This window comes from Leptospira noumeaensis (assembly GCF_004770765.1).
In the GTDB taxonomy this organism is placed as follows: Bacteria; Spirochaetota; Leptospiria; order Leptospirales; family Leptospiraceae; genus Leptospira_A; species Leptospira_A noumeaensis.
The window spans coordinates 129235-143895 of sequence record NZ_RQFK01000011.1 but is presented as its reverse complement, the minus strand read 5'-3'; the positions used below and the strand labels follow the sequence as shown (position 1 = coordinate 143895).

The window sequence follows — 14661 nt, the reverse complement described above, 5'->3', positions numbered from 1 at the left end:
CTTTTTCTCCTCCCGTCGATATTCTTATTGTGAATCGATCGGACGGATCTTTAGTTTCCTCATCTACAGGCGTTTTTTACCCCTACCAACACCAGGACTTTTATGCGATGGATTCCTTGTTTTTATCGCACATGAAACAAGAAGAGGTTTGGGACTTCCAATCCGTGACTCAAGTGCATCTGGGATTTTTAGGATTTCTCACCTTACGTGGATTTTTACGTGAAAGTTTGTCTTTGCCAAAACTGCAAGTGAGAGGGCTTTCCAAACATTGGAAAACTTACCTAGCCAAAGTGAATTTTTTAGGCAAAGGAGTTCCTTGGGAATCCCAAGAATTTATCCCCAATTTAGTTTCCGATTCCGTAAATCCGACTCTTGCTTTTGGTGGGAAAGGACATTGGACTAGTGAATTCCATTGGGAGAGAGAAGAGAATGATACTACTTCTGTTTTCTTTTCTGCAACAAACAAACAAAGTGAAGGTGACATTGCCATTAGTGATTTGATGAAAGATTTTTTACACTATTCACAAACCAATCACTACTTAGAACGGGCATACATCCGAAAAGAAAATTCTAGTTATTTGTATTTGAACTCTAAAGAAACAAACCCTAGGGTGTTTTTCCGTGAAAATCCAACCGATATGCCTGAATTCTTATTTTTAGTCGCTGAATTAAAAACAAAACCTTCTACTCACTTAAATTAAGACCAAGTAAAACTGTTTTGAGAAGATCCGCTTTGGTTTCTAAATGTGTGGTTTCCAAAATGGTTTGTTTCGTTTTAAAATCAAAGTAGATGAGGGATGCAATAAAATCGACTGGATAAGGATGAACCAAAATTTGGTTCATTTTTAAAATTAAATCTTCTTCAGCGCCCTCGGCAAGTAATATCCGTTTGGTGAGAACGAGTAATTCTTCAATTTTTTCTTTTAAGGTTTCAGAAACATTTTTATTTCTTTGGTGTTCCCTGCGAACAATTTGAGCAATGTAAAATGGTTCTGTGGAATCCAAACTCACAATTTCAGCAGTTCCAATTCCTTCTAGAATGATATTGGATCTTCCATCCGGTAAGGATTCCTTTTGGATGATATGTCCATACCCCACAACTTCCGGGATGGGAGGAAGGCCAGCCCCAATCCAATTTTTCGGATAAGGTGCCATTCCCAGTTCCCCGCCGTTTTCCATACAAAAATCTAACATCATCCGATACCTAGGTTCGAAGATATGGAGAGGCAAAAACATTCCCGGAAACAGAAATACATCTGGTAAGGGAAAGAGAGGTAAGGGGAAGGTTGACACAGAGAAAGGTTTTAGATTCTATGTTTAGTTGTAAACTAATTCAAGGATCTGGCTTTGTTGAAAATTAAGAAAACTTCACTTCGTAAATCTTTCGAGGATTTAGGCAAAATCAAAATACTTGTGATTGGCGATTTGATTTTGGATGAATATTTGATTGGTTCTGTGGAACGAATTTCCCCTGAAGCTCCTGTACCCGTAGTTTGGGTTCGAAACGAAAAACAATCCTTAGGTGGATCGGGCAATGTGGTTCAGAATTTATCATCCATTGGAGTTTCTGGAGCCGTATTTGGACGAATTGGAGAGGACAAAGCTGGGGATTCTTTAGAAGGACTTTTACTCAAAAATTCGGTTTCGAAAGAAGATTTAGTTTTATTAAAATCCAAAACCCTTCCTACCATTTTAAAAACTAGGATCATAGCGACCCACCAACAAATTTGTCGGGTGGACAGAGAGGAAGTAGTTCCTCTGACAAAAGAAGAAGAAAGTTCTGTTCTCAAACAATTTGAATCAAAATTAAAAGAATGTTCCGCTGTTATTTTATCAGATTATGATAAAGGGTATCTCACACCTTCACTCATTCAGTCCGTCATTGCTCTTTGTAACCTTGAGAATAAAATTGTGACAGTTGATCCGCAAGTAAGCCACTTTTTCTTATATAAAAATATCCATATTATGACTCCGAATCATCATGAAGCCGGAAAGGCTTTGGGTAGAAAACTCATCAGTGATTCTGAAATTGAAACGGCTTGTCGGGAAATTTCTGAAAAACTCACACCCGATGCCATGATGATCACTCGTGGGGAAAAAGGAATGTCCATTTATGAAAGAAAGACTGATTCCTTTTACCACATCCCAACAGTGGCCAAAGAAGTTTTTGATGTGACGGGTGCGGGGGACACTGTGATTACCACATACACTGCCTTTGTTGCTACAGGAATGCCGATTGCTGATGCAGCACTCATTTCCAATGTCAGTGCAGGGATCGTTGTAGGTAAGTTAGGTGCTGCCACTGTCACACAAACAGAAATTGAAGAGGCCTTACAAACACTTGGTTATTTGGATGTAACCGCATGAGTTTTTACGATCAATTAAATTCCAAAATTGTTCCTTTAGATCAAATTGAATCCAAAAGAAAGTCACTCGAAGGGAAACGAATTGTTTTTACCAATGGATGTTTTGATATTTTGCACCCAGGCCATGTGAGTTATTTGGCTCAGGCTCGTGATTTAGGGGATTTACTATGGATTGGGGTCAATGAAGATGCCAGTGTTAGGCGACTAAAAGGGGAGACTCGACCCATCAATTCTTGTGAAGACCGAATGACAGTCCTTGCCGGTCTCTCTTCTGTAGACTTTGTATCTTCGTTTGCAGAGGATACTCCTCTCGAAATTTTGAAAAAAGTAAAACCATCGGTTCATTCCAAGGGAGGAGACTACCAAGTAGAAACCCTGCCGGAATACCAAATTTTAAAAGAGATGGGAGCGGATATTCAAATTTTGCCTTTTGTTCAGGGAAAATCCACAACCAAGATTTTAGAAAAAGCAAAATCTCCTTCCTAAACGTATTGATTTTGGACCCAAATCCCACCACTCTGTAAAAAACATTCTTTTTTGAGGTCCATTTTGTCCAAGACCAGATATATTTTTATTACCGGTGGCGTTTCCTCTTCTTTAGGCAAAGGGGTTACCGTTGCAGCTCTCGGTTGTTTGTTAGAAGCCAGGGGTTATACCGTCTCTTTACAAAAAATGGATCCCTATATCAACATTGACCCAGGTACGATGAGTCCGTACCAACATGGGGAAGTGTATGTCACCGAAGACGGTGCAGAAACAGATTTAGATTTAGGTTATTACGAAAGATTTACAAAATCTAAATTCTCTCGTAAAAATTCCGTATCCACTGGTCAAATTTATCATGCGGTGATTGAAAGAGAAAGAAAAGGTGATTATTTAGGAAGAACCGTACAAGTTGTACCACATATCACCAATGAAATTCGAAACCGTATTTATAACTTAACACGAGACCAAGAAACAGATTTTGTAATTGTAGAAATCGGTGGAACCGTAGGTGACATTGAGTCCGTTCCCTTTCTCGAAGCCATCAGGCAAATGCGTTATGAACATGGTGCAGGCCAAGTTTTGTTTTTGCACCTAACTCTTGTCCCAACCATTACAGCAGCGGGCGAAGCAAAAACAAAACCAACACAACATTCTGTAAAAGAACTCCTGGCACTTGGAATCCAACCAGACATCCTTATTTGCCGGATCAACAAACCAATGTCAAAGGAGATGAAAAATAAAATTTCTCTCTTTTGTAACGTTAAAGAACAAAATGTAATCTCAGCGGTTGATATCACAACTTCTATCTATGAAATTCCTCTCATGTATCGGGAAGATAAATTGGATGAAGTGGTCCTCAATGCTCTTGGTATGGATCTTCGTAAGCTGAATTTTTCCCAGTGGGAAAATATGGTCAAAAAAATTCGTAACACGAAGAAGACCGTAAAGGTAGCGTTGATTGGAAAATACATTTCGTTACAAGATGCCTATCGTTCGGTTTATGAATCATTGGCTCATGGTGGGATTGCCAATGACGTAGAAGTGAATGTCATCAAAATCAATCCAGAAGATATCGATTCTAAAAATATCAAAGACCATTTAAAAGGTGTACATGGAATTTTAGTCCCCGGCGGATTTGGGGAACGAGGGATTGAAGGCAAAATTGCCGCCATCCAATATGCCAGAACCAAACAAATTCCATTTTTTGGAATTTGCCTTGGGATGCAGTGTGCTGTCATTGAATTTGCAAGAAATGTTTTGGGTTATAAGGATGCTAACTCCACAGAATTTAAACCCAATGTAGATCATCCTGTGATTTCTATGATCGAAGAACAAAAAGAAATCGAACGTATGGGTGGAACCATGCGACTTGGGGCTTATCCTTGTATCGTAAAAAAGGGAAGTCTTGCTTATTCTGAATACAAGGCAGAACGAATTTCTGAAAGACATAGACATAGATTTGAATTCACTTTGCGATACAAAGATGATTTCGAAAAAAAAGGTATGAATCTTGCGGGATTCTCACCTGATGGAAGTTTGGCGGAAATTGTAGAAGTGGCAAACCATCCTTGGTTTGTGGGAGTGCAGTTTCATCCGGAATTCCAATCCAAGCCAACAGATCCACATCCACTTTTTGCCGGTTTCATTCGCGCCGCATCCAAACTAGCTAAAAAAACGGAGGATTAAGATGTACGATTTAATTGAAGAAAGAGAGTTTTTCGGTAAAAAAATCGGGGGTCGTAATCCCTTCTTTCTAATTTCCGGACCTTGTGTCATGGAAAACAAAGATTTACTCGACAGAGTTTGTGGAGAGATGAAAGCCATTTGTGATGATTTAGGGATTGTTTATATCTTTAAATCTTCTTTTGACAAAGCCAATCGGTCTTCCATCAATTCTTATAGGGGACCTGGTTTAGAGGAAGGAAGGAAACTTCTGGATTTTATCAAAAACAAATACAATGTTCCCGTGCTTACTGACATTCATGAAACCATCCAAGTAGATCCTTTAAAAGATACAGTTGATATCTTTCAAATTCCAGCTTTTCTTAGCCGCCAAACTGATCTCATTGCAAAGGCAGCGGAAACTGGAAAATGGGTGAATGTAAAAAAAGGCCAGTTTATGGCACCAGATGACACCCGTCATATCAAAACAAAAATCCAAGAGTCTGGATCTGAAAAGTATATGGTGACCGAAAGGGGAGCTAGTTTCGGATACGGCAACTTGGTGTTTGACTTACGCGGGATTCCTATGATGCACAAACATGGAATTCCTATTGTTTTTGATGCCACTCATTCCGCACAACTTCCTGGTGCTGCAGGAAACATTACAGGTGGGGTTCGTGAATTCATTCCTCATATGGTTCGCGGAGCTGTCTCTGTTGGAGTGGAAGGACTTTTTATGGAAGTACATCCAGATCCAGAAAAAGCATTATCTGATGCCACCACTCAGTTTCCATTAGCAAAAGCCAGAACTCTATTAACCCAACTTTTGGAACTCGATCGTTTGGTAAAAACCAAATTTTTAGAGGATTAATCATTCTTTATGATGCGAAGGTTGAAAATATTTTTCTATCTTTTAGCAATTGTTAGCTGTAAAGATAAAGAATACCTTCGTATTGAAGTGGAAAAAGAATCAGGTTCTATGATTTCTATGCGTAATTTTTCTCGGTCTTCTTATAAAGAATCGGGGGAATTGGAATGGAAACTCAAAGGGGATGAATCATATATTTTCCCTAAAGAAAACAAAACCATCGTGTATGGTTTCGAGTTCAAACAATTAGAAAAAGGGAAAGTTACGTCTGCAATGACCGGCGATCGAGGGGAAATCAACCACTCCACAAAAACGGTAGTCCTTAGTGGGAAGGTTAAATTAAAAACAAACGACGGTAAATATATAGAGTCTGAAACTCTTACTTACAACTTGGATGATAAAACCTTATCATCTGAAGATGATGTACTTGTGTATTCAGATGGAACTACCATTCGCGGGAAAGGACTTCGTGCCGATAAAAGTCTCAATAAGTTTACCATCATCCAACCAAAAGCTGTGACGGTTGGCGGAAGTAATCCGCTGAAGGAAAAATAATGAAAAAACAAATTTTGTTTTATCTTTTGTTTGTTTCTATCCTTCGGGTTAATCCATCCCCTATACCCGTGTTATACGGTTCTGAAGATTTATTAAAGAATGAAAATTCTATTTTTTCTCCCGAAAAAAAGAAGGATAAAAAAGATAAAATTCCTGTGGTTTGGGGAGGAAGTAGTCTCACCCAAGAAGAACGCACTATTAATGGGTTTCCTGTGAAAGTATTTATTTTAGGTGGTGGTGCTTACATTATGCATAAAACCATCAAACTAAGTGCAAGAGAAATTGAAATCATTGGAGAAGATGCACTTATAGGAAATTTGAAAGGCCAAGTGGTTGTCGAAGACTTCCAAAACGGCGTCACTCTCACTGCATCAAAAGGCATTTATAATAAAATGGCGGGTACGGTTAGTTTAGAAAATAACCCAGTTCTCAATCAGAAAAAAGATGGGAAAGTTGTTAAAATCCAATGCCAATCCATTGTTCGGTATTTAGAAGAAGCAAAAACAAATTTAGCTGGCCGAGTGGTGGTCACCTCAGACGAATTTCAGGTCTTCGGTGAGGATGCCGTATTTTCTGAAAAAGAAGATCGGATTGATTTAGCGGGTGAGCCATTTTTGTTTTCTGAAAATCGATTTCTAATTGGGAAAACACTTTCTTATTTTGTAAAAGAAGGGAGTATTCAATTGGATGGGGATGCTACCATTTACCAAGTATCTTACGAAAATAAAAAAGACAAAGAAAAAGATACCACAACCAAAGAACGTGTGGTCACTTTGTTTACAGGTAAAACTCTAACGCACCAGAACAAAGGAAAAGAAACAATCACTTCCATGAATGGTGATGCATTTATGTATCGAACCAGTTCTGAATTTAAGGCCAATCTTTTGGAAAGTCGCCGTAATAATAAAGATATCAAAGCCACTGGAAATGTCAGTTATTTGGATCGTGAAAATGGATACCGAATGGAAGGGGGATTACTTTCCTATGATAAAGATAAAGGTTATTCCTATTTAACAGAAAGTCCACGGATCGTGTTTTTAGATAAAAAAGAATTGAGTGAACGTGGTCAGCTAACGGCTGTTTTTTTGGAAAGATTTGATGAACGTTTTGAGGTTGTAGCGCGTGGTAATGTTCAGGTAGAAACACAAACAGCTACTGCAACCGGTGAATATGCAACATATCATGAAAAACGAGATGAATTGGTCATGGAAGGAAATCCTACTCTTGTAAAAGACAATACCAAAGTTTCAGCGGGAAAGATCATTCTCTTTCCCAAGTCGGACAAAGCCTTTCTTACAGATGGGCTTAAGGTAATACCGAATGGCGAAAAAAAGTAAAACACAAATAATTACAAAAGAAATGGATCCGAATGTAAAAACATTCCGGATGGAAAATTTAGTAAAAATCTATAACAAACGCAAAGTAGTCGATGGCGTTAGTTTTTATATTAGAAAAGGCGAAATTGTTGGTTTACTTGGGCCTAATGGGGCTGGAAAAACAACGAGTTTTTATATGAGTGTAGGTTTTGTCACTCCTGATGAAGGTCATGTGTTTATTGACAATGAAGATTTGACAAAGGCACCCATGCATATCCGCGCAAGGATGGGTGTGGGTTATTTGGCACAGGAAGCAAGTATCTTCCGCAAATTGACAGTTGCCGAAAACTTAGAAGCCATTTTGGAAACCATGAACCTCCCGGGTGATGAAATCATTCGTCGCAGGGACGAACTCCTTATGGAATTACAAATCATGCGAGTGGCCAACCAAAAAGGATACACTTTGTCCGGTGGTGAGAGGCGGCGCTGTGAAATTGCAAGAGCCCTTGTTACCAATCCCGACTTTATCCTACTTGACGAACCTTTTGCTGGTGTTGATCCAATTGCGGTGAAAGACATTCAAAATGTAATCCAATCCTTAAAGGAAAGGGGGCTTGGAATTTTGATTACAGACCATAATGTTAGAGAAACATTAAAAATTACTGATAGAGCCTATATCATGTACAGCGGACGGATTTTAATTTCTGGTACGGCTGATGATTTGATTAATGACCCAGAAACTAGACGAATTTATTTAGGTGAGGATTTTAAATTATAAATGAAACTCGGGGCTTCACTTTCACAACGCCAAACGCAGAAATTAGTGATGACCCAGGACTTACGTCAGTCCATCGAATTGTTATCTTTATCTACATTAGAACTTTCCGATAAAATTCAAAATGAACTTTTGGAAAATCCATTATTGGATGAAGTCGGAGTGGATGAAAAAACAAAAATGCCTGAACTTTTTTCGATCGATGAAGTAAAACGTTTAGAAAAACTAAATCATGAAAAAAGTACAGATGTCAATTGGCAGGATTCTTATTCTTTAGAGGGGCCACGTTCTTATGATACCGAAGCCAGTGATAGGAACCAAAAATACATAGAATCATCCACTCGTGGGGAAACATTAGAAGAACATTTACTCAACCAATTAAGGCTTATCAAACTTACCAAATTGGAATTTGAAATTGGTGAAGTTCTGATTAGTATGATTGATGACAAAGGATTTATCACCGATGACTTAACTCTTGTTTCAAAAGAAATGGGATATCCCGAAACAAAAGTTCGGCGAGTTTTGCAGGTTGTGAACGAACTCGATCCCATTGGGATTGGTGCTCGTGATATGCAGGAAACCCTTCTCATCCAGGGAAAAATTCTTTTTCCCGATAACCACCTTTTGCACCAACTGATTGGGGAGTTTTTGTCTGACCTTGAAAAAGTAGATTATAAAAAAATCGCTAAAAACTTAAAAATCACGGAAGAAGAAATTTTAACCTTGGCTCGGTTAATTAAAAAATTAGAACCATACCCTGCCACAACCTACCAAGGTAGAAAAATTGATTACGTCGTCGCAGACGTAGTTGTAAAAGCGATAGGAAACGAATTTAATATTTTTATTAACGATGAATGGTTGCCAAAACTATCCATCCAAGAAGAATACAGAGAGCTTTTAAATCAAAAATTACCACCGAAGGAAAAGGAATATTTTCAAACAAAATTTAGTTCCGCTCAGTGGCTCATTCGTTCCATCCAACAAAGAAGACAAACTTTACAACGTGTTGTCAGTTGTATCATTGATTTTCAGGTGGATTTTTTCCGAGGAGGAATCGGTTTTATCAAACCACTCACCTTAAAGGAAGTTGCTGAAAAGTTAAATTTACATGAGTCTACAATCTCTCGCATAACAACAAATAAATACATCCAAACCACTTGGGGAATTTTCGAACTCAAATGGTTTTTTTCTTCGGGAGTTAAGTCTTCTGAAGGAGGAAAAGAGAGTTCCAAAAAAATCCACGAGATCATTCGGAATTTGGTAAAGGACGAAGACGAAAACAATCCTTTATCTGATCAGGATATCGTGGAACTTATGGAGAAAAAAGGAATTGAAATTGCAAGGCGGACGGTTGCAAAATATAGAAAGGTCTTAAGAATCCTGCCTTCCAATGAAAGGAAACGGATCAGTTCTCTAAAGGGGTAAACCAATGCCAGTTCCTGGGATCACAGTTGATACAATTTTAAGAGATCATGAAGATCTACAGTTGAATTTGATCACAGGCGAAGCCGGGTTATCGAATCGTATCAATAATGCAGAAATCAATCGACCTGGATTATCACTCACTGGATTTTTTGATTTTTTTGCCAATGATCGCATTCAGATTTTAGGCAAAGGGGAATGGGCTTATCTCAATTCTTTATCAGAAGAAAAACTCAATGAAATCACTGATAAATTTTTTGAATTCCATTTGAATTGTATTATTTATACACATGGGAACGAACCACAAATTCCTTTTGTCGAAAGAGCCAAAACCAAAGGGATCCCGCTTTTTAAAACGGAAATTGCCACTCATAGATTCATTACTTTAATTTCCCAAATTTTAGATAGAGCCCTCGCTCCACGAACGATGCGTCATGGTGTACTCATTGAAGTATTTGGAATTGGAACTTTGCTTACGGGTCGTTCGGGAGTTGGAAAAAGTGAAACAGCACTTGAACTCATTGAACGTGGTCATAGGCTCGTCGCCGATGATATGGTGGAGATCCGTCGCCTAAGTGAAAGTTATCTCATTGGTTCTTGTTCCGATTTACTCCGTCATCATATGGAGATTCGTGGTCTGGGTATACTAAACATCAAAGATCTGTTTGGTGTTGGATCGGTAAGAGATCATAAACTCATTGAACTCATCATAAACTTAAAAGAATGGGAAGAACAAACTTCTGGTGATTATGAACGAACCGGAATCGAACAAAGTACGGAAGAAATTTTAGGTGTTTCAGTTCCATACATTGAAATTCCAGTCAAACCTGGAAGAAACATTCCTATCATTGTAGAAACGGCAGCAATGAACCAACGTTTACGCAAAATGGGAAAAAACAGCGCAAAAGAATTTTCGAATAAACTAAATACTTACATCCAACAGAATTCCATTGAAACAAATCCAGTTAAAGATTAGAGAAGATAGTTCGGGCCTTCACGCAAGACCTGCCTCTTTGTTTGTAAAGATGGCAGCAAGTTTTCCTTGTGAAATTTTTGTCATCAAGGACGACATAGAAGTGAATGGGAAATCCATTATGGGCCTAATGATGTTGGCGCTTGGGCCTGGAACCGAGTTTTCTGTTAAGGCTGATGGGAAAAGAGAAGAGGAGGCAATTCTCGCTTTAGAATCTTTGGTTAGTCGTAATTTTGAAACCAATGCCAATTAGGTTATTGAAACTCATCCCACGTTTGTCTGATGAAAACAGATACTATTTACGTGATATTTTTATCTTTTTTCTTACCTTAGGAATATCTATCGGATTTTCCGAGTTGGTTTTTTTTCGAGAAGAAGAAGACATTTCTTTTTTCTCTAAAATAGATACTTATGTTTTCATTTTAATACCATTTTTTATCCTTTCCTTAATCTTAAGTTACGTCTATCGCAACCGCCGTAACCGAGAAACTGGAAAAATTCGTAGTTCGATTCGATATCGCCTAACGCTTGCTTTTTTGTTTGTTGCCCTGATCCCTTCTTTGCCTATATTCATTCTTTCTTCTAACTTAACAGGGAGATTAATTGAGGGTTTTTACCGAGTTGATATTTCCAATGCACTTCGGTCAGCGGGTCTGATCATTCAAAATGAGGAAAAAGAAATAGAGTCTGAATTTTTAGAAAAGGTAAGTATTTTACGTTCTCGTTTGTATGGTCAAACATCCGATGGGTATACTGTTTTTCAAAAGGGCGTTGAAAATGGACTTTTTGAACATAACGAATACTACTTGGGATTTATCAACTATGGGGTTCTCAGTTTTGAATCTAAAGGTTTATACAGATACATTAAAGGTCTTGAATTTTTAGAATCCAAACAGCCAGGGATCTATATTTCTCGGCTGTATTTGAATGATCGTTCTTATTTATTTTGTAAATTTTTTTTAGATGAAAGTAGGGAAGTTTATGTAGGACAGAGAATCCACAAGGGGATGGAGGCGGATGTTCTAAACATTGTTAATGCGACTTCTACTTATGAAAAAGTAAGTTTGTGGAAAGAAAAAATACCCTTTAGTGTTCGAATTACAATTGCTTCCTTTTCCTTTGCTATGTTTCTCATAGCCATTTTGTTTTCCTTTTTGTTTGCAAGAAGGATCTCACGCCCTATCATCAACTTGGCCAACGCAACAAAAAAAGTCTCTCTAGGAGAAGCAGATATCCGTTTGGAAAAAACGGAAGAAGGTGAAATGGGAATTCTCATCGATAGTTTCAACCAAATGGTACGTGATTTGGATGCAAAATCGGAAGAGTTAATGCATACCCAAAGAATTGCTGCATGGAAAGAAGTGGCACAACGAATGGCTCATGAAATTAAAAATCCTCTTACTCCGATTCAACTATCTGCTCAGAGGATTCAAAGAAAATTTCAGAATCCAAAATCAGAAAATTTAGAATCTGTAATTTTTGATGCAACGGAAACTATCATTGGTCAGGTAAGAGTTCTTGAACATCTTGTGAAAGAGTTTAGTGAATTTGCACGAATGCCAGTTCCTGTTCTTATCAATCAAAAACTAAATCCTATTTTGGAAGAAGCAGTTGCCCTCTTTAAAGATACCACTGACATTGAATTTGAACTAAAGTTAGCAGAAAATTTACCTGAGGTTTTTCTCGATAAACGTTTGTTTCTCGGTGTCATCAATAACTTAGTCAAAAATGCCGTTGAGGCAATCCAATCTACCGAAAATTCGAAAGAAGAAATGGATATTTTAAGCCTAAAACGGAAAAAAATTAGAATCATGTCCAAGTTACAAAAAAGAGCACTCAGAAAGTCCATTGTGATTGAAATTGATGATTCTGGCCCAGGTTTGAAGGCGGAATGGAAAGAAAAAATTTTTGAACCTTATTTTTCCACTAAGGAAAACCATGGATCGGGAATTGGACTTGCAATCGTACAAAAAACCATCATTGACCACCATGGACATATTTTAGTAGAAGATTCAAAGTTAGGTGGCTGTAAATTTAGAATTGAACTCCCGTTGGATAGTCATTAATGCAAAAACTCATTTATATTTTGGATGATGAAAAAGAAATTCGAAAATCTTTACGAGTGATTTTGGAAGATGAAGACTATTTGGTTGAAGATTTTGCGAATGGGAAAGCACTCTTAAAAGCATTAGCCAAGGAAAGACCTTCTCTTGTTTTACTCGATGTTTGGGTCGGAAAGGAAGACGGCTTGAGTATTTTAGATGAATGTAAAAAATTGTATTCTGGTTTGCCGATTGTGATGATTTCGGGACATGGAACCATTGAACTAGCAGTGAATGCTACCAAAAAAGGCGCGATTGATTTTTTAGAAAAACCACTTTCGATTGAAAAGGTCATTCAAACCATTGAACTTGCATTGGAAAAAACCAAAGATCATGAAATTCCAGAATTCCAACTCGAAGTAGATGAAATTTTAGGAGAGTCTTTATCCATCAAACGGGTTAAGTTTGCGATTTTCCAAGCCGCACAAACCAACGCTCGTGTTTTTATCTTCGGTGAAAATGGAACGGGAAAGGAACTAACGGCAAGGGCCATCCACCAAAATTCCAAAAGAAAATCAGAACCTTATATCGAATTCAATTGTGCAGCCATTCCCGAAGAGACCTTAGAACAAGAGTTATTTGGAATGGAAATCCATGGAAACCAAACCAAAAACGAAATCAAAATTGGAAAATGGGAAGCTGCCGGGAATGGAACTTTGTTTTTGGATGAGGTTTGTGATTTGCCTCTTTCCATCCAATCCAAAGTTTTAAAGGTGATTTTAGAACAAAAATTAGAACGTGTGGGCGGACACGATTCGGTTCCAGTGGATGTTCGAATCATTGCGGCCACAAACTCCAATGTGGAAGAGGCCATTCGAGAAGGAAGATTTCGCGAAGATTTATATTATGCTCTCAGTGTGATTCCACTCGAGTTACCGCCATTACGCGAAAGGAATTTAGACATCCCTTTACTTGCAGAATTTTATTTAAAAAAATCCATTTCGGAAAATAAACTTTCACCCAAAACCATTGATAGAGAAGGACTAGATGCCCTTACCACACATTTTTGGCCAGGAAATGTCAGAGAACTTGGAAATATTTTAGAGCGATTGAGTATTCTTGTTCCAGGAGATACCATCCGCGCCAAAGATGTAAAGGAAGCCTTACACGGATTTAAAAAAGCCAATGAAATGGTGGCTCGTGGAGATTTGAAACATGCCAAGGAAGAGTTCGAAAGGCAATACATCATCAAAACCTTACAAATTTGCGAAGGGAATGTGACAAGAACATCTAAAGCATTAGGAATTGAAAGAACTCACTTGTATCGGAAATTACGTTCCTTAAATATTTCTGTGGAACAGTTGAACGAAGGTTAGTATGGATCAAAAATCAATATTAGAACGTTTTACAGACATTCTCAAAGAAACCAAATTTTTAATCCAAAACAAATCGGTATCTGTTTACCGATTTCAAGAGGAACAAGATCCTAGCGACTTTGTTTTTCCATGGAAATCCAAGGTTCCCGAATCCATAGAAATCCAGAAAAAACAACAGAAAGAAAACCAGAGAAATAACAAAGATTTGGTAAATTTTTCTTGTACCCTTTGTCAGGGAAAACTCAGTGGTGTGCGCCAGTTCCTTCATAAAGGAAGGAAACCTGTCCTAGTATTACACTATTCCGGGGCAACAGGTCCTAAAGAAAAACCATTTACAAAAACCAAACCAAATCAGATATTTAAAGACAAATTAACGGAAAGTAGCTGGGGGGAACTCATCCAAAAGGTATTTGGATTTTCTTTCGAAGAGTTTTATTACCAAGAATACCCTGCTTGCAATTTTTCTAATACAGATTCAAAAGAAACCGATTGGCAAACCAGAGTCGAAAACTGTAAATTTCACGTAAAAGATACCGTAGATGAATATGGAATCAAATCCATTGTGATATTAGGATCATCCGCCAAATTATTGTTTGGTGCCGAAAAGGCTAAAGAATTTCTGGGTAAAGAAACGAAGTGGGATTTGTCTGGACTTTCTATTCCTATTGTCACTACCAGGTCTCCAGAAGCTCTTGTGTTCCTTGGTGAAAAGGCTAAAAAAACTGATTCGGAAAGTAATCTTTTTCAATACGGAAAAGAGAAACAGGAATTGGAAGATAGTTTTATCTCCCACCTAAGTCTTTTAAAACCATATCTCTAA

General features: G+C 37.9%; 15 protein-coding genes. 14 read left to right on the top strand and 1 reads right to left on the bottom strand.

What is annotated here, in order from left to right; translation table 11 throughout:
• Positions 1-29 precede the first annotated feature (29 nt).
• Positions 30-701 (top strand): LIC11631 family protein, encoded by a 672-nt coding sequence (locus EHQ24_RS03830; RefSeq protein WP_135600372.1) that lies wholly within the window; start codon positions 30-32, stop codon positions 699-701.
• Here EHQ24_RS03830 and EHQ24_RS03825 read toward each other — a convergent pair.
• On the bottom strand, positions 685-1236 hold the full coding sequence (locus tag EHQ24_RS03825) for an LON peptidase substrate-binding domain-containing protein (RefSeq protein WP_238838076.1): 552 nt from the start codon (positions 1234-1236) through the stop codon (positions 685-687). The genes EHQ24_RS03830 and EHQ24_RS03825 overlap by 17 nt on opposite strands.
• A 114-nt stretch (positions 1237-1350) precedes the next feature.
• On the opposite strand from EHQ24_RS03825, the gene rfaE1 reads away from it, so the two are divergent.
• From rfaE1 to EHQ24_RS03760, 13 genes are all read left to right on the top strand, one after another.
• Positions 1351-2367, top strand: a complete 1017-nt coding sequence (gene rfaE1, locus EHQ24_RS03820; RefSeq protein WP_135600370.1) for a D-glycero-beta-D-manno-heptose-7-phosphate kinase — start codon at positions 1351-1353, stop codon at positions 2365-2367.
• Complete coding sequence (rfaE2, locus tag EHQ24_RS03815) at positions 2364-2852, top strand: D-glycero-beta-D-manno-heptose 1-phosphate adenylyltransferase (protein ID WP_135600369.1); 489 nt, start codon at positions 2364-2366, stop codon at positions 2850-2852. The genes rfaE1 and rfaE2 overlap by 4 nt, the downstream gene beginning before the upstream one ends.
• Positions 2853-2915: 63 nt before the next feature.
• Positions 2916-4538 carry a CTP synthase gene (locus EHQ24_RS03810; RefSeq protein ID WP_135600368.1) on the top strand — a complete coding sequence of 541 codons (1623 nt, stop codon included), beginning with the start codon at positions 2916-2918 and terminating at the stop codon, positions 4536-4538.
• A 1-nt stretch (position 4539) separates the two neighbouring features.
• On the top strand, positions 4540-5385 hold the full coding sequence (kdsA, locus tag EHQ24_RS03805) for a 3-deoxy-8-phosphooctulonate synthase (RefSeq protein ID WP_135600367.1): 846 nt from the start codon (positions 4540-4542) through the stop codon (positions 5383-5385).
• Positions 5386-5394: 9 nt separating this feature from the next.
• Positions 5395-5937: an LPS export ABC transporter periplasmic protein LptC gene (gene lptC, locus EHQ24_RS03800; RefSeq protein WP_135600366.1), complete on the top strand. Its 543-nt coding sequence runs from the start codon at positions 5395-5397 to the stop codon at positions 5935-5937.
• Positions 5937-7274 (top strand): LptA/OstA family protein, encoded by a 1338-nt coding sequence (locus EHQ24_RS03795; RefSeq protein WP_135600365.1) that lies wholly within the window; start codon positions 5937-5939, stop codon positions 7272-7274. The genes lptC and EHQ24_RS03795 overlap by 1 nt, the downstream gene beginning before the upstream one ends.
• A gap of 49 nt (positions 7275-7323) precedes the next feature.
• Entirely contained in the window at positions 7324-8031 is a 708-nt protein-coding gene (gene lptB, locus EHQ24_RS03790; RefSeq protein ID WP_135592366.1) for an LPS export ABC transporter ATP-binding protein, read from the top strand.
• Complete coding sequence (gene rpoN / locus EHQ24_RS03785) at positions 8032-9453, top strand: RNA polymerase factor sigma-54 (protein WP_135600364.1); 1422 nt, start codon at positions 8032-8034, stop codon at positions 9451-9453.
• Positions 9454-9457: 4 nt separating this feature from the next.
• Entirely contained in the window at positions 9458-10426 is a 969-nt protein-coding gene (hprK, locus tag EHQ24_RS03780) for an HPr(Ser) kinase/phosphatase (RefSeq protein ID WP_135600363.1), read from the top strand.
• Positions 10401-10676 (top strand): HPr family phosphocarrier protein, encoded by a 276-nt coding sequence (locus tag EHQ24_RS03775; protein ID WP_135600362.1) that lies wholly within the window; start codon positions 10401-10403, stop codon positions 10674-10676. Before hprK ends, EHQ24_RS03775 begins: the two co-directional genes overlap by 26 nt.
• Entirely contained in the window at positions 10666-12489 is a 1824-nt protein-coding gene (locus EHQ24_RS03770) for an LIC_11548 family sensor histidine kinase (protein ID WP_135600361.1), read from the top strand. The genes EHQ24_RS03775 and EHQ24_RS03770 overlap by 11 nt, the downstream gene beginning before the upstream one ends.
• Complete coding sequence (locus EHQ24_RS03765) at positions 12489-13841, top strand: sigma-54-dependent transcriptional regulator (protein ID WP_135600360.1); 1353 nt, start codon at positions 12489-12491, stop codon at positions 13839-13841. Before EHQ24_RS03770 ends, EHQ24_RS03765 begins: the two co-directional genes overlap by 1 nt.
• Position 13842: 1 nt before the next feature.
• Positions 13843-14661: a hypothetical protein gene (locus EHQ24_RS03760; protein WP_135600359.1), complete on the top strand. Its 819-nt coding sequence runs from the start codon at positions 13843-13845 to the stop codon at positions 14659-14661.